Source organism: uncultured Jatrophihabitans sp., from assembly GCF_964252635.1.
Taxonomy (GTDB): Bacteria; Actinomycetota; Actinomycetes; order Mycobacteriales; family Jatrophihabitantaceae; genus Jatrophihabitans.
Genome location: NZ_CAXUNP010000001.1, coordinates 26,526 through 52,090, shown reverse-complemented (window position 1 = coordinate 52,090; position 25,565 = coordinate 26,526). Strand labels below are relative to the sequence as shown.

At 72.7% G+C, this 25,565-nt stretch carries 21 protein-coding genes and 1 pseudogene; 13 read left to right on the top strand and 9 right to left on the bottom strand.

Features of this window, described 5'->3' with window-relative positions; genetic code table 11:
• Positions 1–56: 56 nt before the first annotated feature.
• The gene (locus ACFFCA_RS00215; RefSeq protein WP_375480895.1) at positions 57–3,509 is read right to left on the bottom strand and encodes an error-prone DNA polymerase; all 3,453 of its coding nucleotides are present in this window, start codon (positions 3,507–3,509) and stop codon (positions 57–59) included.
• 105 nt (positions 3,510–3,614) lie between these two features.
• A pseudogene (locus ACFFCA_RS00210) lies at positions 3,615–3,776 on the bottom strand (NADP oxidoreductase); the annotation flags it as partial.
• 162 nt (positions 3,777–3,938) lie between these two features.
• Here ACFFCA_RS00210 and arr point away from each other — a divergent pair.
• The 5 genes from arr (at position 3,939) to ACFFCA_RS00185 (ending at position 7,964) form a co-directional block, all read left to right on the top strand.
• Positions 3,939–4,367: an NAD(+)--rifampin ADP-ribosyltransferase gene (gene arr, locus ACFFCA_RS00205; RefSeq protein ID WP_375481040.1), complete on the top strand. Its 429-nt coding sequence runs from the start codon at positions 3,939–3,941 to the stop codon at positions 4,365–4,367.
• A 163-nt stretch (positions 4,368–4,530) separates the two neighbouring features.
• Positions 4,531–5,331, top strand: coding sequence for a class I SAM-dependent methyltransferase (locus tag ACFFCA_RS00200; protein ID WP_375480894.1), 801 nt, complete (start codon positions 4,531–4,533; stop codon positions 5,329–5,331).
• An 81-nt stretch (positions 5,332–5,412) separates the two neighbouring features.
• Positions 5,413–5,964 (top strand): isochorismatase family protein, encoded by a 552-nt coding sequence (locus tag ACFFCA_RS00195; protein WP_375480893.1) that lies wholly within the window; start codon positions 5,413–5,415, stop codon positions 5,962–5,964.
• A 203-nt stretch (positions 5,965–6,167) separates the two neighbouring features.
• The gene (locus ACFFCA_RS00190) at positions 6,168–7,406 is read left to right on the top strand and encodes a peptidase S8 (protein ID WP_375481039.1); all 1,239 of its coding nucleotides are present in this window, start codon (positions 6,168–6,170) and stop codon (positions 7,404–7,406) included.
• A gap of 99 nt (positions 7,407–7,505) precedes the next feature.
• Positions 7,506–7,964 (top strand): flavodoxin family protein, encoded by a 459-nt coding sequence (locus ACFFCA_RS00185; protein ID WP_375481038.1) that lies wholly within the window; start codon positions 7,506–7,508, stop codon positions 7,962–7,964.
• A gap of 31 nt (positions 7,965–7,995) precedes the next feature.
• On the opposite strand, the gene ACFFCA_RS00180 is transcribed toward ACFFCA_RS00185, so the two are convergent.
• The 4 genes from ACFFCA_RS00180 to ACFFCA_RS00165 form a co-directional block, all read right to left on the bottom strand.
• Complete coding sequence (locus ACFFCA_RS00180) at positions 7,996–9,249, bottom strand: alpha-hydroxy-acid oxidizing protein (RefSeq protein WP_375480892.1); 1,254 nt, start codon at positions 9,247–9,249, stop codon at positions 7,996–7,998.
• 95 nt (positions 9,250–9,344) lie between these two features.
• On the bottom strand, positions 9,345–10,979 hold the full coding sequence (locus ACFFCA_RS00175) for a DNA polymerase Y family protein (RefSeq protein WP_375480891.1): 1,635 nt from the start codon (positions 10,977–10,979) through the stop codon (positions 9,345–9,347).
• Between the two features lie 8 nt (positions 10,980–10,987).
• Positions 10,988–11,806 (bottom strand): hypothetical protein, encoded by an 819-nt coding sequence (locus tag ACFFCA_RS00170; RefSeq protein WP_375480890.1) that lies wholly within the window; start codon positions 11,804–11,806, stop codon positions 10,988–10,990.
• Positions 11,807–11,829: 23 nt separating this feature from the next.
• Positions 11,830–12,771, bottom strand: a complete 942-nt coding sequence (locus ACFFCA_RS00165) for a DMT family transporter (RefSeq protein WP_375480889.1) — start codon at positions 12,769–12,771, stop codon at positions 11,830–11,832.
• Between the two features lie 156 nt (positions 12,772–12,927).
• On the opposite strand from ACFFCA_RS00165, the gene ACFFCA_RS00160 reads away from it, so the two are divergent.
• The gene (locus tag ACFFCA_RS00160) at positions 12,928–14,157 is read left to right on the top strand and encodes a cytochrome P450 (RefSeq protein WP_375481037.1); all 1,230 of its coding nucleotides are present in this window, start codon (positions 12,928–12,930) and stop codon (positions 14,155–14,157) included.
• A 93-nt stretch (positions 14,158–14,250) separates the two neighbouring features.
• Positions 14,251–15,753, top strand: a complete 1,503-nt coding sequence (locus ACFFCA_RS00155; protein WP_375480888.1) for a sulfatase — start codon at positions 14,251–14,253, stop codon at positions 15,751–15,753.
• A gap of 20 nt (positions 15,754–15,773) precedes the next feature.
• Here ACFFCA_RS00155 and ACFFCA_RS00150 read toward each other — a convergent pair whose 3' ends face one another.
• Positions 15,774–16,085 (bottom strand): hypothetical protein, encoded by a 312-nt coding sequence (locus ACFFCA_RS00150; RefSeq protein ID WP_375480887.1) that lies wholly within the window; start codon positions 16,083–16,085, stop codon positions 15,774–15,776.
• A gap of 43 nt (positions 16,086–16,128) precedes the next feature.
• Between ACFFCA_RS00150 and hrpA the strand changes: the two genes are divergently transcribed.
• The 3 genes from hrpA (at position 16,129) to ACFFCA_RS00135 (ending at position 21,848) form a co-directional block, all read left to right on the top strand.
• Positions 16,129–20,055 (top strand): ATP-dependent RNA helicase HrpA, encoded by a 3,927-nt coding sequence (gene hrpA, locus ACFFCA_RS00145; protein ID WP_375480886.1) that lies wholly within the window; start codon positions 16,129–16,131, stop codon positions 20,053–20,055.
• Between the two features lie 118 nt (positions 20,056–20,173).
• On the top strand, positions 20,174–20,593 hold the full coding sequence (locus ACFFCA_RS00140) for a YciI family protein (protein ID WP_375480885.1): 420 nt from the start codon (positions 20,174–20,176) through the stop codon (positions 20,591–20,593).
• A gap of 34 nt (positions 20,594–20,627) precedes the next feature.
• A complete protein-coding gene (locus tag ACFFCA_RS00135; protein WP_375481036.1) occupies positions 20,628–21,848 on the top strand; it encodes an RNA polymerase sigma factor in 1,221 nt (406 codons plus the stop codon).
• 110 nt (positions 21,849–21,958) lie between these two features.
• Here ACFFCA_RS00135 and ACFFCA_RS00130 read toward each other — a convergent pair whose 3' ends face one another.
• A complete protein-coding gene (locus ACFFCA_RS00130; protein WP_375480884.1) occupies positions 21,959–22,669 on the bottom strand; it encodes a hypothetical protein in 711 nt (236 codons plus the stop codon).
• A 92-nt stretch (positions 22,670–22,761) separates the two neighbouring features.
• Between ACFFCA_RS00130 and ACFFCA_RS00125 the strand changes: the two genes are divergently transcribed.
• Positions 22,762–23,232 (top strand): hypothetical protein, encoded by a 471-nt coding sequence (locus tag ACFFCA_RS00125; RefSeq protein WP_375480883.1) that lies wholly within the window; start codon positions 22,762–22,764, stop codon positions 23,230–23,232.
• Positions 23,233–23,254: 22 nt separating this feature from the next.
• Here ACFFCA_RS00125 and ACFFCA_RS00120 read toward each other — a convergent pair whose 3' ends face one another.
• Positions 23,255–23,767 carry a GtrA family protein gene (locus ACFFCA_RS00120; RefSeq protein ID WP_375480882.1) on the bottom strand — a complete coding sequence of 171 codons (513 nt, stop codon included), beginning with the start codon at positions 23,765–23,767 and terminating at the stop codon, positions 23,255–23,257.
• A gap of 76 nt (positions 23,768–23,843) precedes the next feature.
• Here ACFFCA_RS00120 and ACFFCA_RS00115 point away from each other — a divergent pair, with 76 nt between their 5' ends.
• Both ACFFCA_RS00115 and purE read left to right on the top strand, forming a co-directional pair.
• On the top strand, positions 23,844–25,022 hold the full coding sequence (locus ACFFCA_RS00115) for a 5-(carboxyamino)imidazole ribonucleotide synthase (RefSeq protein WP_375480881.1): 1,179 nt from the start codon (positions 23,844–23,846) through the stop codon (positions 25,020–25,022).
• The gene (gene purE, locus ACFFCA_RS00110) at positions 25,015–25,539 is read left to right on the top strand and encodes a 5-(carboxyamino)imidazole ribonucleotide mutase (protein ID WP_375480880.1); all 525 of its coding nucleotides are present in this window, start codon (positions 25,015–25,017) and stop codon (positions 25,537–25,539) included. Before ACFFCA_RS00115 ends, purE begins: the two co-directional genes overlap by 8 nt.
• Positions 25,540–25,565: the final 26 nt, after the last annotated feature.

Below are 25,565 nucleotides of genomic sequence, written 5' to 3'. Positions count from 1 at the left end.
CGACTGCGGCTCGTGGCCGGTTCCCGACCACGAGCCGCAGTCGATCCCGGAGGTCGTCATCGGAAGTCCCGCGAGGTGTTCTTGAGCCCGAGCGGCAATCGCTCGATGCGTTCGGCCAGCACGTTGATCACGCCGTCGGCGGTGTTCTCGAGCATGCCGCGGATGAGCAACCCGCCGGACTCGCGCGCGACCCGGCGGTAGCGCTGCCACACCGTCTCCTCGACGATGACGTTCACCATGCCCGTCTCGTCCTCGATGTTGAGGAAGGTGACGCCGCGCGCGGTGGCCGGGCGCTGCCGGTGCGTGACGACGCCGCCGATGGTGACCCGCGTGCGGTTGGGCACGTCGTGCAGCGCGGTGGCGGTGACGATGCCCAGCGCGGCCAGGCGGGGCCGGATCAGCGCGGTGGGGTAGACGTCGGGCGTGACGTGGGTGGACCACATGTCGGCGATGAGCTGCTCGGGCCCGGTCATCGGCGGCAGCTGGGTCGGCGGGGTCTCGTCGAAGACGGCGAGGTCGAGCTGGCCGGGGCGGGCGGTGGCGGCCGCGCCCGCGCCCCAGAGCGCGTCGCGCCGCGAGGCGTGCAGGTCGGCGAACGCGCCGGCGGTGGCCAGGGCCTCGACCTGCTCGGCGGTGAGGCCGACGCGGCGCGCGACGTCGGCCATCGAGGTGAACGGCCCGTCGGCGTCGCGGGCGGCGACGATCCGCTCGGCGTCGTCGGTGCCGATCGTCCGCACCGACGACAACCCCATCCGCACCGCGGGTTGCGGTGCGTCGAGACAGGGGCACTGCGAGGCGCCGTCGGCGGGCTCGAGCGACGCGTTGGAGCGCGACGACGTCAGTGACGGGCCCCGCACCTCGACGCCATGGCGTTTGGCGTCGTGCACGAGCGATTGCGGTGAGTAGAAGCCCATCGGCTGGGCGTTGAGCAACGCCGCACAGAACGCCGCCGGATAGTGCCGCTTGAGCCAGGACGACGCGTAGACGAGCAGCGCGAACGAGATCGAGTGCGACTCGGCGAAACCGAACGCCGCGAAGGCCCGGATGCGTTCGTAGATCTCGTCGGCCAGCTCGCCGGTGATGCCGTTGCCGGCCATGCCGTCGTAGAGCCGGATGCGCATCGCGTCGATCTTGTCCTTGCCGCGCTTGGAGCCCATGGCCCGGCGCAGCTTGTCGGCCTCGGCCGGGCTGAAGTCGGCGACGCCCACCGCGATCTGCATCAGCTGTTCCTGGAACAGCGGGATGCCGTAAGTCCGGGCCAGGGCCGGCTCCAGCGCGGGGTGCGGGAAGGTGACCGGCTCCTCGCCGTTCTTGCGCCGGATGAACGGGTGGACGGAGTCGCCCTGGATGGGGCCGGGGCGGATGAGCGCCACCTCGCAGGCCAGGTCGTAGAACTTCTCGGGCCGCAGGCGCGGCAGGGTCGCCATCTGCGCGCGGGACTCGACCTGGAACACGCCCACCGTGTCGGCGGCCTGCAGCATCTCGTAGACGCAGGGCGCCTCCTTGGGGATGGTCTGCAGCTCGTAGGTGACGCCGTGGTGGCTGGTGATCAGCTCGAAGCTGTACTGGATCGCCGAGAGCATGCCGAGCCCGAGCAGGTCGAACTTCACCAGCCCGATCTGCGCGCAGTCGTCCTTGTCCCACTGCAGGACGGTGCGGTTCTCCATCCGCCCCCACTCGACGGGACACACCTCGATGACCGGCCGGTCGCACATGACCATGCCGCCGGAGTGGATGCCGAGATGGCGCGGCGCGTCCTGCAGCTCGGCGGCCAGGCGCACGACCTCGGGCGGGACGTCGGCCAGCTCCTGCTCGGTGGTCTGCGTCGTCGGCGGCAGCGTGCCGTTGTCAGTGGTGTAGGCCCAGTAGTAACCCTGCTCGATCTCCTTGCTCCAGGCGTCCTGCTGGCCGGTGGAGTAACCCAGGGCCTTGGCGACGTCGCGCACCGCCGACTTCGGCCGGTAGGTGATGACGTTCGCGACCTGGGCCGCGTGCTCGCGACCGTGCAGCTCGTAGACGTACTGGATGGCCTCCTCGCGGCGGTCGGACTCGATGTCGAGGTCGATGTCCGGCGGCTCGCCGCGTTCGGGTGCCAGGAAGCGCTCGAACATCAGGTCGTAGAACACCGGGTCGACGGCGGTGATGTCGAGGGCGAAGCAGACGGCGGAATTGGCCGCGCTGCCGCGGCCCTGGCACAGGATGCCCTGCGAGCGGCAGAAGCGGGCGATGTCCCAGACGACGAGGAAGTAGCCGGGGAAGTGCAGGTCCTCGATGGTCTCCAGCTCGTGCTCGATGATGTCGCGTGCCCTGGCCGCGTGCGGAGTGCCGGCGAAGCGCCGCTCGAATCCCTCGTCGGTGAGCCGGCGCAGGTAACCCATCTCGTCGAGGCCGTCGGGGCATCGGAAGGGCGGCAGGTCGGGGGCGATGAGTTGCAGCGAGAAGCTGATCTCCTTGCCCAGCCGGGCCGCGTTGGCCACCGCGTCGGGCCAGCGGGCGAAGCGCTGCGCCATCTCCTCACCCGAGCGCAGGTGCTGCCCGGACCAGGACGGCAGCCAGCCGTCGAGGTCGTCGAGGCTGGAGCGGGCGCGGACCGCGGCCATCGCCGTGGCCAGCGGGCGGCGCGGCGGCCCGTGGTAGTGCGCGGCGCTGGTGGCGACGACGGGCAGGCCGAACTCGTCGGCCAGCGTGGCGAGCACCTCGTAGCGTTCGTCGGCCAGCGGGTCGAACTCGTGGATGAGCTCGACGGCGACGTTGTCGCGCCCGAAGGTCTGTACCAGCTCGTCGAGCGCACGACGGGCGCCGACGATCCCGCCGCCGTCGGAGCGCGGCCGGTCGAGGGCCTGGCGCACCGCGCCCTTGCGGCAGCCGGTGAGCACCAGCCAGTGACCGTCCGCCTCCGCCCCCAGCGCCTCGAGGTCGTCGTAGCTCGGACGGCCCTTGTCACCGCCGCGCAGGTGGGCGCGCCCGAGGGTGCGCGAGAGCCGGGCGTAGCCCTCGGGGTCGCGGGCCAGGGCGAGCAGGTGCTGCCCGGGTGGGTCGGGGACGCCGACCCGGGCCGCCACCATGCGTTCGGACTGCGTCGGCGGCCGCGCGACGTCGAGCGACAGCTCGGCCCCGAAGCCGGTGGGCAGGCCCAGCTCCTCGGCCGCCTCGGAAAAGCGCACGAGACCGTAGACGCCGTCGTGGTCGGTCAGCGTCAGTGACTCGAGACCGAGCCGCACCGCCTCCTCGACGAGTTCCTCCGGCGAGGAGGCGCCGTCGAGGAAGCTGAACGACGAGTGCGCGTGCAGTTCCGCGAACGGCACCTGGGTGCCGAGCCGTTCCAGCGGCGGTGCCTCGTAGTGCTCGCGTTTGCGCGACCAGGCGGGGGAGTCACCGCCGTCGCCGCGCACCTGCGCGCCGGGGAACGGGATGCGCTGGCCGGACGGGTCGGCGTCGGGCGGCAGGGCGCGGCCGGACAGCCGCCGTTCGAGCTCCCGCCAGGGGATCTCGGGATTCTCCCAACCCATACCGTGACATTAGAACATCTGTTCGCACAGCGCCACGTGGTGTGCGCGCGGCGGCAGGTGACTCGTCGACGGGCCGTCCACGATGCCCGCGCGCCCGTCTGGAGCTCAGTCGCTGAACTCGTCGACGCCGAGAGCGAAGTCCCCGTGGCCGATCCCGTTGCTGGCGAGGCCCATCGTGACGACACCGAGTCCCTCGAGCCGGTGCGCCATCTTCCGCCCACCGACATCGAGCGGGCGCAGGCTCTCGATGAATGTCCTCACGATGGCGTGGCGGCCACGTCGTCACGGCCGGAAGAGTTCGTGTCTGCGGACCGGCGGGCCGGCTGCTGCCACGTCCAGTTCTAGCAGACGACGGCGCGTCTCATGAGCCGCGCGAAATCCCTCTACCGTCACCGGCTCGACACCGCGTTCGACTCCCGGAGGGCCGTCATGCCGAAACCATCGACACCGTTCGAGATCTACGAGGAGGGCATCCTGCTGCACGGGACGAAGGCTCAACTGGCGGTAGGCGACCTGTTGGTCCCGGGTCGGTTGTCCAACTTCGAACCGGGGCGGGTGATGAACCACGTCTACGTGACCGCGACGCTCGACGCGGCGACGTGGGGCGCCGAGCTGGCGGCGGGTGATGGGCCGGGCCGCATCTACATGGTGGAGCCCGTCGGTGATCTCGAGGACGACCCGAACGTCACCGACAAGAAGTTCCCGGGCAACCCCACGCGTTCGTTCCGTACTCGCGAACCCGTGCGGATCGTCGGGGAGATCCTGGACTGGACGGGACACACCGACGAGCAGCTGCAGTCGATGCGCGGCCTCCTCGGCGACCTGCGACGGAAGGGGCTCGCGGTCATCTACGACTGACGACCGCGCCACGCCGCGCTCAGCGCAAGACGGAGGACAGCTACCGCCCGTCCGTCGCCGGCACGCGTCCCGAACCGACGAGGGCCACGTTGACCGTCAGGCCAGCGGGACTCGACGCCTCAGGCGGTATCCGCGCTCAGCCGCGCCGTGATGAGCTTGGGTCGTGAGCGAACAGAAGACCGACGACCAGAGGTCCGACGGCGCGGGCGACACCGACTACACCGCGGCGGCTGCAGCGTACGAGCGTTTCCGGCGTCCCGACCCGCGAATCGCCGAGGTGCTCCACCGGCAGCTGGGCGAGGCGCGAACCGTGCTCAACGTCGGGGCGGGCACGGGCTCCTACGAACCGCGCGACCGTTACGTCCTCGCCGTCGAACCGTCGGCGGCCATGCGCGCCCGGCGCGCGCCGGACGCGGTCGTCCCGGCCGTCGACGCCGCGGCCGAGGCGCTGCCGTTCGACGACGGCGCCGTGGACGCCGCCATGGCCGTGTTCACCGTGCACCAGTGGCCGGACGTCGGTCGTGGCCTGCGCGAGCTGCGTCGGGTCGCGGCCGGCCCGGTCGTGGTCATGACCCTGGACATCGACGCCCTGCCTGACTTCTGGCTCGGCCGTTACCTTCCCGAACGTTTGGCAGCCGAACAGCGACGTTTCCCGCCGCTGGCCGACCTCGCGACGGCGCTGGGCGGGCACGTCGAGATCACCCCGGTGCCGATCCCGCTCGACTGCAGCGACGGGTTCCTCGAGGCCTACTACGGGCGCCCGGAGGCCCTGCTCGACCAGCGCGTCCGCGCGGCGCAGTCGGGCTGGCAGTTCGTCGACCCCGCCGCGGCCGAGCGCGGACTCGGTCGCCTGGCCACAGACCTCGACTCGGGGTCGTGGGACCGCAGCCACGGCGCGCTGCGTACCCAGCCCAGCTACACCGGTCCGTTGGTGCTCGTCACCTCACGAACCGAGGCACCCTGACCCGCGGTCTCGCAGCACTGAACGATGTCGTGACCCCGGTTTACGGTGGGTCGCGACGACCACCCGTGCAGAGGAGCTGTCATGACCACACTGGCCGACCGTCCGCACACCGCACTGCTCGTCGTCGACGTGCAGGTCGGCGTCGTCGACGGTGCGCCCGAACGCGACAGCGTCGTGGCGAACATCGCGCGGCTGGTCGACCGGGCGCGTGCCGACGACGTGCCGGTGGTCTGGGTGCAGCACTCCGACAACCAACTCGAACACGGCAGTGACGCGTGGCAGTACGTGCCCGAGCTGACGATCGACGACGGCGAACCGGTCGTCCACAAGAACTACGGCGACGCGTTCGAGGACACCGACCTGGAACGCGTGCTCGCCGACCGCGGCGTCGGCCGGCTGATCGTCGCCGGTGCGCAGACGGACCAGTGCATCCGCAGCACCCTGCACGGGCTCGTGGTGCGCGGGTACGACGCCCAGCTGGTCTCGGACGCGCACACCACCGAGGACCTCACCGAGTGGGGCGCGCCCCCGCCGGAGCAGGTCATCGCCCACACGAACCTGTACTGGACGCATCATCAGGCGCCGGGGCGCACGGCGGGCACCGTCCGCGCCGCCGACGTCACCTTCGCCTGAGTCGCGTTCGCCAGAGCGAGGTCGCACTGTCAGCAACCGGCGAGTCCGCTACCTGACAGCTGTTCGCCGAGACCGCACCCGCCCTGCGTGCTGTGCTGGGCCGGTCACGCGTCGGCGTGACCCTCTCGCGATGCGGAATCGGGGCACACGTGGTCAACAGAACTCGAGCGGTCGTCACGGCCGTGGTGGCACTGGCACTGGGCATGCTGGGTCTCGTCGCCGTCGCGGGCGTCCCGTCCGCAGGCGCGTCGCCGGCATCGTCGGTCGCCCAGGCGCTCGCGCCGTTCGGCTGCGCGAACCCGGCGAACCGGCACTCGTCGTCGCTGCTGCCCGCCGTGACCCGACTCTCGGGCTCCAGCGCCACGTGCTTCGGGCAGGCCGTCACGGCCGAGGGCGAGCTCGGCCCGAAGCTGACGAAGGGCCCCACCGGCCTCGGCCCGGCCCAGATCCAGTCGGCCTACAAGCTGTCCGGGCTGAAGTCCGGTGGCCGGACCGTCGGCATCGTCGACGCCTACGACGACCCGAAGGCGGAGTCCGACCTCGCCGCGTACCGCAAGGCCTACGGGCTCGCGCCGTGCACGACCGCGAACGGGTGCTTCCGCAAGGTCAACCAGTCCGGCGCGGCCTCGCCGTTGCCGTCGGGTGACTACGGGTGGGCCGAGGAGATCAGCCTCGACCTGGACGCGGTGTCGTCCGCCTGCCCCGACTGCCACATCCTGCTCGTCGAGGCCAGCACCCCGTCCACCGACGCCCTGACCGCCGGAGTCGACACCGCCGTCCGCCTGGGTGCGTCGGCGGTCTCGAACAGCTACGGCTCGGCCGAGGACAGCACGATCCTGGCCGCGGACTCGCACTTCAACCACCCGGGCGTGGCCATCACCGCGTCGAGCGGCGACGACGGGTACGGCGTCTCGTGGCCGGCGTCCTCGCAGTACGTCACCGGCGTCGGCGGCACGACGCTGACCAAGTCCGGTAACACGCGCGGCTGGAACGAGACGGTGTGGTCGGGCGCCGGCAGCGGCTGCTCCGCCTACGAGCCCAAGCCGGCCTGGCAGCACGACAGCGGTTGCGCCAAGCGCACCGTAGCCGACGTCGCCGCGGTGGCCGACCCGGCATCCGGCCTCGGCGTGTACGACACCTACAACAGCTGTGGGTCGTCGTCGTTCTGCGACCAGCTGATCTCCTACGGGCTCGTCCAGGGACTCGACGGCTGGGCCACCGTCGGCGGCACCAGCCTCTCGTCGCCGCTGATCGCGTCGGTGTACGCGCTAGCCGGCAACGCGGTGACCTACGGCTCGTACCCCTACGCGCACACCGGGTCGCTCAACGACGTCACATCCGGCTCGAACGGCAGCTGCGGGGGCAGCTACCTGTGCACGGGCAAGCCGGGCTACGACGGCCCGACCGGTCTCGGCACCCCGAACGGCACCGGGGCGTTCTGACCGGTTCTTCGCCACACCGGCCGGTGCCGTCCGCGGGGGACGGCGCCGGCCGGTTCCGCGTTCTGCGGCGCCGATGGAGCCCTGTGATTGGCTGACGAGATGCCGTTGCTGCTCGTCGTCCACCACACCGTCTCGCCCGCGACGCAGGAGCTGCTCGAGGCGGTGCTCGACGGCACGAGGGCCGACGGCATCGAGGGCGTCGAGGTCCGCGTACGGGCCGCACTCGTCGCCTCGCCCGTCGACGTGCTGGAGGCGGACGGTTTCGTGCTCGGCACGCCGGCCAACATCGGGTACCTGTCCGGTGCGCTGAAGCACTTCTTCGACGGCATCTACTACCCGACGCTGACCGCCAAGCCGGGTGCGCCGTACGGCATCTGGGTGCACGGGAATCAAGGTGTGGACGGCGCGCTGCGCGCTGCGGCGTCGATCACCGGCGGCCTCGGGTGGTCGCAGGCCCACGAGCCGGTGACGGTGTCCGGGTCGCCCGGCAAGGACGACCGCGAGGCCTGTTGGGACCTCGGCGCGACCGTCGCCGCGACCGTGGCGGGGCTGACGTAGCTCAGTTCGAGCCGCTGAGGTCGCTTCGGACTCAGGCGAGGTTGTCGGGCGACAACTGGTCGGGGCTCGTGACGCCGCACAGGCCGAGGGTGAGGTCGAGCTCGGCGATGACGGTGTCCAGGACGGCGCCCACGCCGGCCTCACCGGCGACCGCGAGCCCGTACACGTAGGGCCGGCCGAGCAGCACGGCCCGCGCGCCGAGCGCGACGGCCTTGGCGACGTCCGCCCCGCCCCGCACCCCGCTGTCGAGCAGCACCGGCACGTCCGGACCGACCGCGTCGACCACGCCGGGCAGCGCGCCGAGGGCCGCGACCGAGCCGTCGACCTGACGGCCGCCGTGGGTCGACACCACGATGCCGGTGACGCCGACGTCGAGCGCGCGCCTGGCGTCGTCCGGGTGCAGGACGCCCTTGAGGAACACGGGCAGGTCCGTGCGGTCGCGGAGGGTGGCGATGTCGTCGAAGGTCAGCGACGGGCGCGAGTAGATGCGGAGGAACGTCTCGACCGCCGCACGGGGCAGTGGGGAGCGCAGGTTCTCGCGGAAGTCACCCGGGTAGTGCGAGGTCATCTCGATCAGGGTGCGGATCGTCTGCGGCGTGATCCGCGGCCGCTCGCCGGCCGGCGGTACGTCGTCGAGCAGGCGGCGGAAGACGGGGTCGGACGTGTACTGGGCGATGCCCTCGCCGCGGGCGAACGGCAGCGAGCCGAGGTCGAGGTCGCGGGGGCGCCAGCCGAGCATCGTGGTGTCGAGGGTGACGACCAGCGCGCCGGCGTCCACGGCGGCTGCGCGTCGGAGGAAGGAGTCGACGAGGTCGTCCTCGGTGGACCAGTACATCTGGAACCAGCGCGGTGCGTCGCCCATGGCGGCGGCGGTCTCCTCCATCGCCACCGAGGCCTGGTTGGAGAAGACGAACGGGACCCCGCGCGCCGCCGCGGCTCGGGCCACGGCGAGGTCGGCGTCACGGTGGGCCAGCGACAGCACGCCGATCGGGGCGAGCAGCAGCGGTGCGGGCAGCCGGGTGCCGAGCAGGTCGATCGACAGATTCCGCCGGCTGACGTCGCGCAGCACGCGGGGCACGAGCCGGTGCCGGTCGAACGCAGCACGGTTGGCGGCCATCGTGGCCTCGGACCCGGCGCCGCCCTGGACGTAGGCCCACGCGCGCCTCGACATGCGCCGCCTCGCCTGGCGTTCGAGCCCCGCCGCGGAGGTCGACACCGTGGGACGACGACCGGTGACCCCGTCGCGGTAGATCAGGTTCTGGTACGCGCGGCCCGGGGATTCCATGCGCGGAGCCTAAACGCCGCCGTCCCGCACCGACGGTGTGCAGACACGCGGTCACCGGCCCGCGCGTCTGCACACCGTCGGGAGAGCGGGTCGGCTCAGTCGTAGATCGCATCGACCTGCCAGCGCGGTTGCGGCCCGACGCCGTCGGCCGGGCCCATCGTCGCGCTGACCAGGAAGGCGCGACCCCGGACGTCGACGATCTGGCAGCGCACGCTGCGGTGCGCGGACTCGTTCCACCACCGCTCGTCCACCGGCCAAGGACCGGCCCAGGACGTGATGGCCGTCGGCGCCTCGGACCCCATCGCGAACAGGGCCGGCGGGGCGGGCACGGCGCCGCGGTCGGTGACCACGACCGGGCGCCGCTCGGCGTCGAGCACCTGCGCCGGGCGCGGCGGGTCCAGCAGGACCGACGGTGCCGGTGCCGGCAGCCGCCCCGGCCACGGCTGCTCGGGCGAGCGCAGCGGCTGCGGGTCGTCACCCCACGACACCAGGCGGGTGCGCTGCGTGGGGTTGCGGCCGCCCTCGATCACCGGCATGAGCACCGAACCGTGCCCGAGCAGCGTCTGCACGCGGGACAGCGCCCGGGCCGCGCGCTCGTCGTCGTCGCCCGCGCCGCCCCAGAGCGCCCGCTGGTGCGTGCCCGTCGGCACGGTCTCGATCGGCACGAGCCGCAGGCGGGTGATTCCAGCCGTCGGTCGCGAGGCCAGGCGGGGGTCGCGAGCTCCCCCCGATGTGCCGGAGAGCCAGCCCTCGAGCTGCCAGCGGACCCGGTCGAGCACGTCGACGGCGGTGAGCACACCGGCGTGCCGCCAGCGCCGCACCGTCTCCTCGCCGTTGTCGCTGAGCGCCTGCAGTTCGAGGCAGGTGCAGGCCAGCCCGTGCGCGGCGAGGTCGAGGACGAACTGCTCGGCGACGCCCCGGGCCGAGAAGGCGATACTGTCGACGCGGTCGAGGGCCGGTTCGAGATCGAGGGTGACGGTGAACTCCACCGGCGGCCGCCGCCCCGACACCGGCCGCTCGTCCACGCCACCCGCCTGCCGGTGCGCCCACGCGCCGTCGGGGCCGAAGCGGGCCAGCACATCGCGCGGCGGTAACGCGGCGAAGGCGCCCAGCGTGCGGATGCCGAGGCGGTTCAGCAGATCGATCAGCGACGAGGTGCCGCCCGGGTCGAGCGTCTCGACGGGCAGCTCGGCCAGGAACTCCGGCGAGCCGCCGGGATCGATGACCAGGCCGCGGCGGGCGGCCTGTTCGGCGGCGAAGGAGCCGTCAGCGATCCCGATGAGGACGTCACCGCCGCGCAGGGCGGGAACGTCGTGCACCCCCCGGGACAGCGCGTGCAGCACACCGGTCTCGCCGCCGAAGTAGCGCGTGGGGCCGCGGACCCCGATGGCCGCCAGCCCGGGGCGGGTGATCTCGACGCCCGGCGCGATGGCCTCGAGGGCGGCGACCACCGGCTCGAACAGGCGTGCCTCGACCGCCTCGTCGCGGCCGAGCACCACGAGCTGCGGGCACCGGGCCTGCGCCTCACGCCGCTTCAGCCCCCGCCGCACCCCCTGCTCGCGGGCCGGGTGCGAGCAAGCGACGACCCGGTTGGCGGTGACGACGGCGACCGGGACGTCCTGGCCCGAACCCGAGGTGGCCGGATCGGTGCCGGCCAGGCCGGCGTCGACCTGTGCGGCGGTGACCGGCCAGTCGGGCGCCCACACGCAGATCCTTCTCGCGGAGGTCATGGCGCGGCTCAGCCGGCGAGCTCGACGACAGGAGCGATGTCCTGGGCGATGTCCTGGGCGGTGGCCGGCGCGAGGTCGGCCGGCGCGAGGTCAGCCGACGCGAGGTCAGCCGACGCGAGGTCAGCCGACGCGAGGTCAGCCGACGCGAGGTCGGCAGCGACCGCGGCAGCGGTGTCGACCCCGCCGCCGTCGGCCGGCAGCCACAACCCGGCCGAACGGGGACGGGCGGCCGGCCCGCGACCCCGGGCCTCGACCTGCACCCGACGGGACCGCAGCCGGCCACCGCCCGCACCGCCCACGCCCGTCCAGCTGCCCTCGCGGGCCGTCAGCCGGACGTCGGCGCCGGCCCAGGCATCGGTGTAGGGCATGAGCACGGCGTCCTTGCTGCGCGCCCGGGCGGCCAGGCGCCGCACGTCGCCGGGAGCCACCCCGCGACGCCCGGACGCACCGCCGGCCTGGGGTGGCCGCACGGCGACGATGTCGACCGCGTCGAGCAGTGCACCCACCGCGGTCGTCCAGCCGTCGCCGGGGGCAGGGACGAGCGCGAGCCGGCGCAGCTCGACGCCGTACTCCTGCGCGGACTCGGCGCTGATCGGGCCGAACCCCACGAGCGCGCACCAGGCGCCGTCGGCCGAGGCCGTGCCGAGCACCGCGAGCAGCAGCGACAGCGACCCGCTGACACTGACCGTGCTGCCGCGCCGCAGCCCGTCGGGCAGGACGGCCCGCAGTGCGGGGGCCACCGGCAACGGGGGAGCGGTGCGCACACCGACGTGCGCCCAGTCGACGGCGGTGGTGCCGTCGGCCTTGTGGATGGCGACGTCGAGCATCCGCCCATCATCGAACAGATGTTCTAATCCGTCAATCGTGCGACGACGTCTGTCGGCGTGTCGACTTGCGGCGCACCGGACGGGGCGTCCGCGACGGCGACCTCATCATGCGCCTGCGCGTGGCTGCGTGCCAGGGCCACCGTGGCCACGGCCATGATCACGCTCACCACGAGCAGGACCACGACCACGGCCGGACCGGCCTGCAGCCGCTCGTCGAGCAGGGTCACCCCCAGCAACGCGCCGACGGCGGGCTCGAGCACCGCGATCACCGGCATGGAGGCCTGCAACTCGCCGGCCTGGAACGCCAACTGCTGCAGGTAGACGCCCGACAGCCCCACGACGATCACCCCGTACGTCTCGCCGGAGGTGAAGGCCGTCGCGAGCCCGTGCCCGAGCAGCAGCACCGTGGACTTGGTGAGCACGCTGTTGACGCCGGCGAGCACTCCGTCGGCGACGGCCAGCGACCCGGCCCGCGCCGCCCCGGTCCGCCGGCGGGCGATCACCAGGCAGGCGAGCACGACCGGCAGGCAGACGAGGACGACGAGCAGCCAGCCGGTGCCCGTGCCGCGGTCGCGGCCCTTGTCGGGGTTGCCCAGCGCGACGAACACGCCGAGCGACCCGGCCAGCACCACCGCCCACGTCCAGGTGGCCGCGGTCAGCCGCCGGCCCATCAGCCGGGCGCTGAGCGGCAACGCGAACAGCAGCGACGTGACGACGATCGGCGAGACGAGCAGCAGCGGGCCGAAGGCCAGGGCGAACGCCTGCAGCACGTACCCGCCGCCGTTGCCGAGCGTCCCGGCCCACCACAGCGGGCTGCGCAGCAGCGAGACGATGAAGGAGGCGTTCCGGGCGTCCTCGTCGGAGGAACGCGACGCGGCCCGCTGCTGGGCGACCGTGGCGACGGCGAAGGCCAGCGCGCTCGCCAGGGCCAACCCCGCGCTGACGGTCAACCCGGCGTCCGACACGTCGTGCAGTATGTCCCGCCGCGCCGTCCGGCACAGCCGGGCCGCCGTCCCTACGATGAGCGCAACCACGACCTGGAGGCCAGCACGGTGCAGTCGCTACGGACACTCGGCGCCAAGGGGGCGAACCGTGGTCGCCGCGCCCTGCTCGGGCTGCTGATGCGGCTGCCCGGGGAGTCCGACCCGTCCTCGTTGCTGGCCCGCTTCCCGGACGAGGCCAAGATGCCGCTGCGCCGGGTCGGCCTCGACCCGGTGCCGGAGCTCGCGGCCGTGCGCGAACGCGCGCCGGTCAGCAGGCTCAAGCTGCCGCTGGGGCTGCGTGGGTGGCTGGTGACCGGCTACGAGGAGTCGCGCCAGGTGCTGGCCGCGGACCCGCATACCTTCAGCAACGACTTCAGCAACATGGTCGGCAAGATCGGGATCGGCGCCGACCAGGACCCGGGCGGCCTGGGTTTCGCCGACCCGCCCGCGCACACCCGGCTGCGGCACATGCTCACGCCGCACTTCACGACCCGGGCGCTGGCCCGGCAGGTGCCGCGGGTACGCGAGATCGTCGACGACGCGCTGGCCGATGTGGCCGCCACCGCAGCACGCGACGGGGTCGTCGACCTGCAGCAGCACTTCGCCCTGCCGATCCCGTCCCGCGTGATCATGGAACTGCTCGGTGTCGAGGACGACGACCAGGCCGAGTTCCAACGACTCAGCACCGCCCGCTTCGACTTCAACGAGGGTGCCGCGACGCTGGACTACATCCAGGAGGCCATTGCCCTGCTGCGCGACGTCGTGGCCCGTCAGCGCAACAACCCAGGGCCCGGTCTGATCGGCGCCGTCCTCACCGAGTACGGCGACTCGATCGACGACGTCGAGCTCGCCGGCCTGGCCGACGGCGTGCTCACCGGCGGCCTCGAGACGACCGTCAGCATGCTCGCGCTCGGCTCGGTCGTGCTCCTGCGCGATCCGGCGCTGGCGGCCCGCGTCCGCGACGACGACGCCGCGGTCGAGCCCTTCGTCGAGGAGGCCTTGCGCCTGCTGAGCGTGGTGCAGGCCGGCTTCCCGCGCTTCGCCCGCCGGGACGTCACGCTCGGCGGCAAGGAGATCTTCGCCGGCGACGTCGTCATCTGCTCGTTGAGCGGCGCCAACCGCGACGGACGGATCGGCGCGGACATGGACGCCGTCTCCCTCGACCGCGAGCCCGTGTCCCATCTGGCGTTCGGGCACGGTCTGCACCGCTGCGTGGGCGCCGAACTCGCCCGCCTCGAGCTCCGGCTGGCGTTCCCGGCCCTGTTGCGCCGCTTCCCCGGCCTGCACCTGGCGACCGACGCGGAGGACCTGCCCTACCGCGACCTGTCGATGGTCTACGGCCTAGAGGCCCTGCCCGTCCGCCTCTGACCGCCCCGGCCGAGCCCGACGCCGAGCCCGACGCCGAGCCCGGCGCCGAGCCCGGCGCCGAGCCCTCAGCAACGAACCGGAAGTATCTCGGTCGTGCGCCTAACCCTGACGCCCCGTCTCATGCTCGTGCTCACCTGCCTGGTCGTGCTCCTGGCCGGGTGCACGACGTCGTCGGCGAGCCACCGGCACGGCGGCGCGTCCGCCGGCGCACGGGCCGTCCATGCCGCCTCCGGGCCGAACTCGTCGTCGCGGCCCAACATCGTCTTCGTCCTGACCGACGACCTGGCGTCCAACCTGCTGCCGTACATGCCCAACGTCGAGCGGCTCGCGCGACGCGGCACGTCGTTCTCGAACTACTACGTCGTCGACTCGCTGTGCTGCCCGTCGCGCTCGGCCATCTTCACCGGCGACTACCCGCACGACACCGGCGTGTACACCAACCACCTGCCCGACGGCGGGATGCGCGCCTTCGACGAGCACCGCGACGCCGACCGGACCTTCGCCGTCGCCCTGCAACGCCGCGGCTACCAGACCGGGCTGCTCGGCAAGTACCTCAACGGCTACCAGCCGACGGTGCCCAAGCCCGCCGGCTGGTCGGAGTGGGACGTCGCCGGCACCGGCGGATACGGCGAGTTCAACTACACCCTGAACCAGGACGGCGTGCAGACGTCGTACGGCAATGCGCCGGAGGACTACCTGACGACCGTCATCGGTCGGCGGGCCGGCTCGTTGATCCACGACGCCCGCCGACCGTTCATGCTGGAACTGGCCAGCTTCGCCCCGCACATCCCGGCGACGCCCGCGCCACGCGACGCCAACGCCTTCCCCGACGTGCACGCACCGCGCAACCCCAGCTACGGGCGGGTCTCCGTGAACGCACCGGCATGGCTACGGAAGCTGCCGCCGCTCGCGCCGCAGGACAACGTGCACATCGACAAGGCCTTCCGCAAGCGGGTGCAGGCCGTGCAGGAGGTCGACCGCGTGGTCGGAGCCCTCGAGCGGCAGCTGCAGCAGCAGGGCCTCGCCGACAACACCTACTTCGTCTTCAGCTCCGACAACGGCTACCACATGGGCGAGCACCGCCTGCTGCCCGGCAAACAGACCGCGTTCGACACCGACATCCGGGTTCCGCTGATCGTGGCCGGGCCCGGTGTGCCGCACGGGCGCACCGTCAGCGCCATGGCGTCCAGCATCGACCTCGCTCCAACCTTCGCCGACCTGGGTGGCGGTCGCCTGCGCGGCGACCCGGACGGTGTCAGCCTGGCCAAGCTGTGGCACGGCGCCGCGGTACCCACCGACTGGCAGAACAGCGTGCTCGTCGAGCACCACGGGCCCGATTACGACCGGCACGACCCCGACGTGCAGACGGTCCGCTACGGCAACCCACCGACCTACGAGGCGTTGCGGACGTCGACTGCGCTCTACGTCGAGTACCAGGACGGCGAACGCGAGTACTACGACACCGTCAAGGATCCGTACGAGACGAACAACCTGGCGCCCACGGCGTCACCGGTGGTACTCGCCGGTCTGCACGCCCGGTTGCGTGCGCTGACCACCTGCCACGGTGCGACGGCCTGCCAGGTGGCCGCTCGCTGACGACGTGGGCCGACCTGGCCTCAGGTGTTGCGGCGCACCCCGGGATGCTCCGGACCCTCGTCGCCGGACACCGCGTGCTCGGAGTCCTCGTCGCTGATGTGCACGCCGGCCAGCGGGTCGCCCGCGCCGGTACCCGCCAGCTCGGGGGCCTCGCCCTCCTTGGGGGCCTCGGCGGGCGGCATGCCCTCGCCACCGGAGGCGCGCGCCAGCGGTGAGCTCTGGTTCTCCTCGAACGCGCGGGCGTCCTGGTTCTCGTAGGCGTTGATGCCCTCGTGCGGGTCTCCGGGCTGCTGCTCGTTCGACGGTGAGGACGTGTCGTTGGGTGCGCTCATGGGACGTGCCTACCCGCGCGACGGCCCGCCTACCCTGGAGCGGGTGTCCGCCCCGTCCGTCGTCGACCTGCGTGCGCGCCTCGGCGGGTTGACCATCCGGGACGAGCACCGGATCCGCCGACGTCTGGAGCAGGCCCGCCGGGCCCGCAACCGCGACACCAAGCTGCAGCGCATCGCCGAGCAGATCACGCGGGGTGAGGCGCTGGTGGCCACCCGCAAGGCCGCCGTGCCGACCGTCACGTATCCGGACCTGCCGGTGAGCGCCCGTCGCGAGGACATCGCGGCCGCCATCCGGGAGCACCAGGTCGTGATCGTCGCCGGCGAGACCGGGTCGGGCAAGACGACCCAGCTGCCCAAGATCTGCCTGGAGCTCGGCCGCGGCGTCCGCGGCACCATCGGGCACACCCAGCCGCGTCGGCTCGCCGCCCGCACGGTCGGCCAGCGCATCGCCGACGAACTGCACACCGAGCTGGGCGACGCGGTCGGTTACACGGTGCGCTTCACCGACCAGGCGAGCGACCGCACGCTGATCAAGTTGATGACCGACGGCATCCTGCTCGCCGAGATGCAACGTGACCGTCTGCTGCAGCGCTACGACACGTTGATCATTGACGAGGCGCACGAGCGCAGCCTCAACATCGACTTCCTGCTCGGGTACCTCCGCGAGCTCATGCCGCGTCGTCCCGACCTCAAGATCGTCCTCACGTCGGCGACCATCGAGCCCGAACGGTTCGCGGCCCACTTCGGGGGTGCGCCGATCGTCGAGGTGAGCGGGCGCACCTTCCCGGTGGAGATCCGGTACCGGCCGCTCGAGCAGCCCGTCGCCCCCGCCGACGACGACGATGCGGATGACCCGGACCACGACGTCGTCCGGACCGAGACACGCGACCCGACCGAGGCCATCGTCGACGCCGTGCGCGAGCTGGAGCACGAGGCGCCGGGCGACGTGCTGGTGTTCCTGTCCGGCGAGCGCGAGATCCGCGACACCGCGGAAGCGCTGTCCGACCTGCCGAACACGGAGGTCCTGCCGCTGTACGCGCGGTTGTCGACGGCCGAGCAGCAGAAGGTGTTCCAGTCGCACACCGGTCGACGCGTCGTGCTGGCCACCAACGTGGCCGAGACGTCGCTGACCGTGCCGGGCATTCGGTACGTCGTCGATCCGGGCACGGCCCGCATCTCGCGGTACAGCAGGCGCACCAAGGTCCAGCGCCTGCCCATCGAGCCCATCTCGCAGGCGTCGGCCGCCCAGCGCGCCGGACGGTGCGGTCGTGTCGCGGACGGCATCGCCATCCGCCTGTACAGCGAGCAGGACTTCGAGGCCCGTCCGCGCTACACCGAGCCCGAGATCCTGCGCACCAACCTGGCCAGCGTCATCCTGCAGATGGCCGCGCTGAACCTCGGCGACATCGCGCAGTTCCCGTTCCTGGACCCGCCGGACCGCCGCAGCATCCGCGACGGCGTCGCCCTGCTCCAGGAGCTCGGCGCCTTCGACGCCGACGGCGGGCTCACCGACGTGGGGCGGCGGCTGGCGCAGCTGCCGCTCGACCCGCGCGTCGGGCGGATGATCCTCGCCGCGCACGACGAGGGGTGCGTCCGCGAGGTGCTCGTCATCGCCGCCGCGCTGTCGATCCCGGACCCGCGCGAACGCCCGACCGACCGCGAGGACGCCGCAAGGGCGAAGCACGCGCGCTTCGCCGACGAGCACTCGGACTTCGTCAGCTTCGTCAACCTCTGGAACTACGTGCGCTCGCAACGCCGGGACCTGTCCGGCAACCAGTTCCGACGCATGTGCCGCGAGGAGTTCCTGCACTACCTGCGGGTGCGCGAGTGGCAGGACCTGGTCGGCCAGCTGCGGACCATCGCCCGCGGCCTCGACATCGTCGAGAACGACGAGCCCGCCGACGAGAAGCGGGTGCACGCCGCCCTGCTCGCCGGCCTGCTCGGTCACGTCGGCCTGCGGGAGAGCGATTCCCGGGACTCCGGTCCTCCTTCTCGCGCGTCGCGCGATTTCGTCGGCGCCCGCAACACCCGATTCGTGCTCGCGCCCGGCTCGACGCTGTCGAAGAAGCCGCCACGCTGGATCGTCGTCGCGGACCTCGTGGAGACCAGCAGGCTCTTCGGTCGCATCGCCGCCCGCATCGAACCCGAGACGGTCGAGCGTGTCGCCGGACCCCTTGTCCAGCGCACCTACAGCGAGCCGCACTGGGACGCCCGGCGGGGCGCCGCGATGGCCTACGAGCGGGTCACGCTGTACGGGCTGCCGCTGGTCGCCCGCCGGCGCGTGGGCTACGCGACCGTCGACCCGGTCGAGTCGCGCGAGCTGTTCCTGCGCCACGCGCTCGTCGAGGGCGACTGGCAGACGCGGCACCACTTCGTCCGGGACAACGCAGTCCTGCGTGCCGAGCTCGAGGAGGTGGAGGAGCGGGCCCGCCGCCGTGACCTGCTCGTCGGCGACGACGAGCTGTACGCATTCTTCGACGCCCGGCTGCCGGCCGACGTCGTGTCCCAACGGCACTTCGACGCGTGGTGGAAGGGGCAGAGGCACCGGACCCCCGGCCTGCTGACCCTGACCCGTGACGACCTGCTGCGCACCGAGGACGCCGACGCGGTCGGGCCCGACGTGTGGCAGGCCGGCGACCTCGCGCTGCCCGTCACCTACCGGTTCGAGCCAGGGGCAGACGACGACGGCGTCACCGTGCACGTCCCGGTCGACGTGCTGGCCCGCCTCGGCGGTGACGAGTTCGCGTGGCAGGTACCCGCGTTGCGCGAGGAGCTGGTCACCGCGCTGATCCGCTCACTGCCCAAGGACCTGCGCCGCAACTTCGTGCCGGTACCCGACACCGCGCGGGCCGTGCTCGCCGACCTGGACCCAGGCCAGGAACCGCTGCTGGTCGGTCTGCAGCGCGAGCTGCAACGGCGTACCGGGGTGCTCGTCCCGCTCGACGCCTTCGACACCGAGCGGCTGCCGTCGCACCTGCGCATGTCCTTCGTCGTCGAGGACGCGTCCGGGGCCGAGGTGGCGCGCGGCAAGGACCTCGCCGCGTTGCAGGAGCAGCTGGCCGCCCCGGTCCGGGCCGCGGTGGCCGACGCGATCGGCGGCGAGCTGGAACGCGACGGCCTCACCACCTGGCCTGCCGACCTGGCCGAGCTGCCGCAGGTCGTCGAGCGGCGCAGCGGCGAGCACGTCGTCCGCGGGTACCCGGCGCTGGTGGAGCGCGGCGCCACAGTCGGAGTACGGGTGTTCGCCACGGCGGCCGAGCAGCGTGCGGCCGCGCGGGCCGGGCAGCGGCGGCTGCTGCGCCTGACCACGCCGTCACCCGTCAAGGCCGTCGAGCGCACCATCGCCACCCGGGCCCGGTTGGTGCTCGGCAGCAACCCGGACGGGTCGCTGGCCGCGTTGCTCGACGACTGCGCCGACGCGGCCGTCGACGTGCTGGCGCCGGAACCGGTCTGGACGAGGGACGCCTTCGAAGGGCTGCGGACCGAGGTCGCCCAGCAGCTCGTCACCCGCACGGCATCGGTCGTCCGCGACGTCGAGCAGGTGCTGGCCGCCGCCCACGAGGTGCGCCTGGCCCTGCCCGCCGATCCGCCGCGCAGCCAGGCCGACGCGGTCGAGGACGTGCGTCAGCAGTTCCGCGAACTGCTGCCCACGGGTTTCGTGGCCCGCGCCGGCGCCGGACGACTCCGCGACCTCACGCGGTACCTGACGGCCATCGCGCGCCGTCTCGAGCTGTTGCCCCGTGACGTCGACACCGACCGTGCCCGGATGGCCCGCGTGCACACGGTGCGCGACGCCTACGACGAGCTGGTGCGGGCCCTGCCGCCCGTGCGGTCCGCGGGGCAGGACGTCCGCGACATCGCCTGGCAGCTCGAGGAGCTGCGGGTGAGCCTGTGGGCGCAGCAGCTCGGGACCCCCCGCCCGATCAGCGAGAAGCGGATCTACCGGGCGATCGACGCGGTCACGCCGTAGAGGCGTGACCTCGCACGCATCGGAAATTAGTCTGCGGACGCTGTCGAAATGGTCACGGGTCGTTCGACGCACTCGTGACGGGCCCATCAGGGGCCCGACGGACGAAGGAGCGACTGCGATGCGCGTCATGGTGATCGTCAAGGCCAACGAGGACTCCGAGAACGGGCGCCTGCCCTCCGCGGAGGAATTCGCCCGGATGGGCCAGTACAACGAGCAGCTCGTGAACGCCGGCGTCATGCTGGCCGGCGAGGGTCTGACGGCGAGCCGGCAGGGCAAGCGGGTGCGGTTCGGGAAGGACGCCGCGGTGCTCGACGGCCCGTTCGCCGAGACCAAGGAACTGGTCGCCGGGTTCTGGATCTGGCAGGTCTCCTCGATGGACGAGGCCGTCGAGTGGGCCAAGCGGGCGCCGTTCCCGGACGGCCAGTACCTCGAGCTCCGCAAGGTCATGGAGGGCGAGGACCTGGGTGCGGGCTTCACCGCCGAGGTGCAGGCCGCCGAGCAGAAGCTGCGCGACCAGATTGCCGCCCAGCAGCAGTGAGGCCGTCCGCCGCCGCATCGACGCGGTGTGGCGGATGGAGGCCGCGCGGGTCATCGGCGGGCTGGCCCGCGTCACCCACGACGCGGGCCTCGCCGAGGACCTCACGCAGGACGCGCTGCTCGCCGCGCTGGAGCAGTGGCCGCAGTCCGGCGTGCCGGACAACCCAGGCGCCTGGCTGACCGCAGTGGCCCGGCGCCGCTGGGTCGACACCGTCCGCCGCGAGGTGACCTACGAGCGCAAGCTCGAGGAGCTGGGCCGCGACCTGACAGAGACGACGGACGATCCCATGATCGACATAGACACCGAGGTCGACGGCGGGGCCACGGTCGCCGACGACGTGCTGCGGCTGATCTTCACCGCCTGCCATCCCGTACTCGCGCCGGAGGCGCGGGTCGCGCTGACCCTGCGGATGGTCGGTGGCCTGTCGACCGACGAGATCGCCCGCGCCTACCTCGTCCCGACGCCCACCATGGCCGCGCGCATCACCCGGGCCAAGAAGGCGTTGTCGGCCGCGCAGGTGCCGTTCGAGGTGCCGTCCGGCGACGATCTCACCGCGCGGCTGGCCTCCGTCCTCGAGGTCGTGTACCTGGTGTTCAACGAGGGGTACGCAGCCACGGCCGGGGAGAGCTGGACCCGGCCGACGCTCTGCGAGGAGGCCATGCGACTCGGGCGCATCCTGGCCGGTCTGGCCGCGGGCGAATCCGAGGCCCACGGCCTGGTGGCGCTCATGGAGATCCAGGCGTCACGGCTGCGCGCCCGGGTGGGCCCCGACGGGGCCCCGGTGACGCTGCTCGACCAGAACCGCTCCCGGTGGGACCGGTTGCTGATCACGCACGCGCTGGCCGCGCTCGACCGGGCGACCAGCCTCGGCGGGGCCGGGCCGTACGTGCTGCAGGCCTCGATCGCCGCGTGCCATGCCCGGGCGGTGAGCGCCGACCGGACCGACTGGCCGCTGATCGCCGCGCTGTACGGCCGGCTCGTCGCGGTCACGGGCTCGCCGGTGGTCGAGCTGAACCGGGCCGTCGCGGTCGGGATGGCCGACGGCCCGCAGGCCGGGCTGGCCGTCGTCGACGCGCTCGTCGACGAGGACGTCGCGCTACTGCGGCGCTACCACCTCGTCCCCGCGGTGCGTGGCGACCTGCTGTTGAAGCTGGACCGTCGCGACGAGGCCCGCGCCGAGTTCGAGCGCGCGGCCGCGCTGACCGCCAACGCGAGCGAGCGGGCCCTGCTGCTCGGCCGCGCCGCCGACTGCTGATCACGTCCCTGCCGAGTGCCGATCACGTTTACCTCCCGAGTTGCCGTTTCGCGACTCCGAACCGGCAACTCGGGAGGAAGACCTGATCAAGACCGGGGTGGCCCCCGGGTTCAGACGGTCAGGGGCGCGCCGCCGGTGAAGGACACGACGCTCACCCCCGAGGCCGCGGGCCGCACCAGGTGGGCCGCGCCCGTCCCCAGGACCGACAGCTCGCCGTCGTCGGCGACAACCAGCGCCGTGCCGTTGTCGAGCGCGAGCCCGGCCGGGACGAGACCGGCCGTCACGGCGCCGATGAGCCGCCCCAGCGTCCCCCACTGCGCGGCGTGCACGTCGACGGCCAGCCCGAGCAGGCCGAGGCCGTCGACGACCGTCACCTCCTCGAGGTCCTCGGCCGCGTCGGACGGGCAGACGGGCCGCCCGGCGAGCAGCCACCCGCCGACGACCGCCCCCACCGGGGCGATGGCGGCCCCGGCCGAGAACCCGGCGTACGGCCGCCCGCCGGCCAGCCACGACCGGATGGATGCGGCCGCCGGCACCAGCGCCTCGGCGTACGCCGGCGTGAGCCCGCCGGCCACGAACAGCGCGTCGGCGTCATCCAGCGACTCGAGGGCGAACGGGGCACCGACGGGCAGCAGCACAGGTACCGGCCGGCACGGTGCCGCGGCCTGCAGCGCCGCCGCCCATTCGGCGAACTCGTCGGCCCCGGTGCCCTCGTCGATCACCACACACGCCACCGTGGGGTCGGGCCCCGCCGCGGCGAAGAACGGCGCCAGCAGCGCGCCCAGGTCGTCGCGTCCGCCACCGATCAGCACACTCGTCATGGCGTCCATCCTGGGGGGTGGACGGGACGGGCGCGCAAGGACCACCATGGTGACCCGCCATGAACACCGGCTCCGCCCACCGGAGGTGCGCCATGGAACCCCGTACCGAGATGCCTGCCGAGATCGACGAGCTCGACGCCGTCCGGGTGCGTCGCGCCGAGCTGCGCGAGAGCCTGAACTTCCTCGAACGCTGCCTGGCCGCGCCGGCGTCCGGCCGCGCGGTCGTGTGGGGCGAGGCGGTGCACGACGCGTTGCGCACGCTGGCCACCGACTTCGGTGCCCATATCGAGGTCACCGAAGGCCCGGACGGGCTGCACCAGGCGATCCTGACGCGCGACCTGCGTCTCGCGAACGCAGTCACCGGGCTGACCAACGAGCACGCCGGGATGGCCGCCGAGATCGACACCCTCGTCGCCGACAGCGAGCCTCCGGTCGCGGAGCAGGACGTCGACGAGCTGCGCGAACGCGCCACCCGGTTGCTGGGCCACCTGGTGCGGCACAGGCAGACGGGCGCCGACCTCGTCTACGAGGCGTTCCACACCGACGTCGGCGGGGTCGACTGACACCGGACGAGGGCCGAGCGTTCTACTCGGCGAGCTGCCGTTCCAGGTCCGCGTCCGAGGCGTGCACGCGGTCGGGATGCAGGAAGACGAACCGCTTGTAGGCCCAGAAGCGCAGCACCGTGCCGATGCCGATCGTCACCAGGTTGACCACGAACACCGTCGAGCTCTGGTGCCCGTAGTGGAAGCCGTAGACGAACAGCGCCAGCGCCAGCTCGGAGAAGGCCAGCGTGACGAGGTTGATGCCGAAGAAGAACGCCGTCTCACGACCCAGGCTCGACCGGGCGCGGTGGGAGAAGGACAGGTGGCGGTTGCCGAAGTAGGCGAAGACCGTCGAGACCACCGTGGACACGGCCTTGGACTTCAGGGCGCCCAGATGCACGCCGTGGGTCAGCCAGGTGAAGATGCCGATGTCCAGGACGAAGGCCATGGCGCCGACGACGCCGAATGCGGCCAGCTCCTTCAGCAGGATCCGCCAGGAGCCACGCAGGTACGCGCGCAAGCGCGCGCGCAACACGGAGGGGCCGGCCGTCGTCATCCTGGCGGACTCTACCCCCGCCCGCACGCGGCTCCACCCCGTCCGGAGCGCACGCTCATCCGGCTACGCTGCTGGCGTGGACGAACGCACCGGGCTGCCCGTCGTGGGCATGGTGGGGGCCGGCCAGCTGGCCCGCATGACGCATCAGGCCGCGATCCCGCTGGGCCAGGGGCTGCGGGTCCTCGCCGATTCGGTCGACGACGGCGCCGCCCTGGTCGCCCACGACGTCGTGGTCGGCGACTACCGGTCGCTGGACGACCTGCGGGCCTTCGCGGTCGGCTGCGACGCGGTGACCTTCGACCACGAGCACGTCCCGAACGCGCACATCGCCGCGCTCGAGGCGGACGGCGTCACCGTGCACCCCTCCGCGGCGGCGCTCGTGTTCGCCCAGGACAAGGGCGAGATGCGCCGTCGTCTGTCGGCGCTCGGCGTGCCGTGCCCGCGGTGGGCCCCCGTCGACACCGAGAACGACCTGGCGGGCTTCGCCGAGCAGGTGGGCTGGCCGGTCGTGCTCAAGGCCACGCGCGGCGGTTACGACGGCAAGGGCGTATGGGTCGTCAGTTCGGTGGAGGAGGCGGCCCCGGTGCTCGCCTCCGGCACCCCGCTGATCGTCGAGGAGAAGGTCGCGATCGTCCGGGAGCTCGCCGCCGACGTCGCCCGCTCGCCGTTCGGGCAGGGCGCCGTGTGGCCGGTGGTCGAGACGGTGCAGCGCGACGGCATCTGCGTCGAGGTCATCGCGCCGGCCCCCGACCTCGATGAGGACGTGGCCGAGCAGGCGCAGGCCCTCGCCCTGCGCATCGCCCACGAGCTCGGCGTCACCGGCGTGCTCGCCGTCGAGCTCTTCCAGACCGCGGACGGGCTGGTCGTCAACGAGCTGGCCATGCGCCCGCACAACTCCGCCCACTGGACCATCGAGGGCTCGACGACGTCGCAGTTCGAGCAACACCTCCGGGCGGTCCTCGACTACCCGCTGGGCACCACCGACCCGGTCGCGCCCCACACCGTGATGGTCAACCTGCTGGGTGGCCCCGACGACGTGGTGCCGAAGGGGATCGACGAGCGCATGCACCACTGCTTCGCGCACTGGCCCGAGGTCAAGGTCCACCTGTACGGCAAGCAGTTCCGTCCCGGTCGCAAGGTCGGGCACGTCACCGTCGTCGGCCACGACCTCGAGACGCTGCGCCGGCGCGCCCGGGAGGCCGCGCAGTACCTCATGGTCGGCGACGCGGCCGGCACGGTGCCCGCGCATGGGTGAGTCGACGGCGGCGGCACGCGCGCCGCAGGTCGGGATCATCATGGGCTCGGACTCGGACTACCCGGTGATGGCCGCCGCCGCCGAGGCCCTCGGCGAGTTCGACGTCGCCCACGAGGTCCGGGTCGTCTCGGCCCACCGCACCCCGCACCTGATGCACACCTACGCCCAGCAGGCCGCCGGCCGCGGCCTCAAGATCATCATCGCGGGTGCGGGCGGGGCGGCCCACCTGCCCGGCATGGTCGCGGCGTCCACGACGCTGCCGGTCATCGGGGTACCCGTCCCGCTCAAGTACCTCGACGGCGTGGACTCGCTGCTCTCGATCGTGCAGATGCCCGCCGGCGTGCCGGTCGCGACCGTGTCGATCGGTGGCGCCCGCAACGCAGGCCTGCTCGCCGTGCGCATCCTCGCCTCGTCCGACGACGCCCTGGCCCGTCGCGTCAGCGCGTTCCAGCTCGAGCTCGCCGCCGCGGCGCAGGCCAAGGACGCCTCGCTGCAGGCCCGGATGCAGCAGGGCTGACCGCCCGGCTCGTCCCAGGTCACCGC

Excerpts from the sequence above, each read along its gene's own strand:
- ACFFCA_RS00215 (WP_375480895.1), bottom strand. The coding sequence starts at position 3,509 with ATGGGTTGGGAGAATCCCGAGATCCCCTGGCGGGAGCTCGAACGGCGG.
- arr (WP_375481040.1), top strand. The coding sequence starts at position 3,939 with ATGCCGAAACCATCGACACCGTTCGAGATCTACGAGGAGGGCATCCTG.
- ACFFCA_RS00195 (WP_375480893.1), top strand. The coding sequence starts at position 5,413 with ATGACCACACTGGCCGACCGTCCGCACACCGCACTGCTCGTCGTCGAC.
- ACFFCA_RS00190 (WP_375481039.1), top strand. The coding sequence starts at position 6,168 with ATGCTGGGTCTCGTCGCCGTCGCGGGCGTCCCGTCCGCAGGCGCGTCG.
- ACFFCA_RS00185 (WP_375481038.1), top strand. The coding sequence starts at position 7,506 with ATGCCGTTGCTGCTCGTCGTCCACCACACCGTCTCGCCCGCGACGCAG.
- ACFFCA_RS00180 (WP_375480892.1), bottom strand. The coding sequence starts at position 9,249 with ATGGAATCCCCGGGCCGCGCGTACCAGAACCTGATCTACCGCGACGGG.
- ACFFCA_RS00175 (WP_375480891.1), bottom strand. The coding sequence starts at position 10,979 with ATGACCTCCGCGAGAAGGATCTGCGTGTGGGCGCCCGACTGGCCGGTC.
- ACFFCA_RS00170 (WP_375480890.1), bottom strand. The coding sequence starts at position 11,806 with ATGCTCGACGTCGCCATCCACAAGGCCGACGGCACCACCGCCGTCGAC.
- ACFFCA_RS00160 (WP_375481037.1), top strand. The coding sequence starts at position 12,928 with ATGCGGCTGCCCGGGGAGTCCGACCCGTCCTCGTTGCTGGCCCGCTTC.
- ACFFCA_RS00150 (WP_375480887.1), bottom strand. The coding sequence starts at position 16,085 with ATGAGCGCACCCAACGACACGTCCTCACCGTCGAACGAGCAGCAGCCC.
- ACFFCA_RS00140 (WP_375480885.1), top strand. The coding sequence starts at position 20,174 with ATGCGCGTCATGGTGATCGTCAAGGCCAACGAGGACTCCGAGAACGGG.
- ACFFCA_RS00135 (WP_375481036.1), top strand. The coding sequence starts at position 20,628 with ATGGAGGCCGCGCGGGTCATCGGCGGGCTGGCCCGCGTCACCCACGAC.
- ACFFCA_RS00130 (WP_375480884.1), bottom strand. The coding sequence starts at position 22,669 with ATGACGAGTGTGCTGATCGGTGGCGGACGCGACGACCTGGGCGCGCTG.
- ACFFCA_RS00125 (WP_375480883.1), top strand. The coding sequence starts at position 22,762 with ATGGAACCCCGTACCGAGATGCCTGCCGAGATCGACGAGCTCGACGCC.
- ACFFCA_RS00120 (WP_375480882.1), bottom strand. The coding sequence starts at position 23,767 with ATGACGACGGCCGGCCCCTCCGTGTTGCGCGCGCGCTTGCGCGCGTAC.
- purE (WP_375480880.1), top strand. The coding sequence starts at position 25,015 with ATGGGTGAGTCGACGGCGGCGGCACGCGCGCCGCAGGTCGGGATCATC.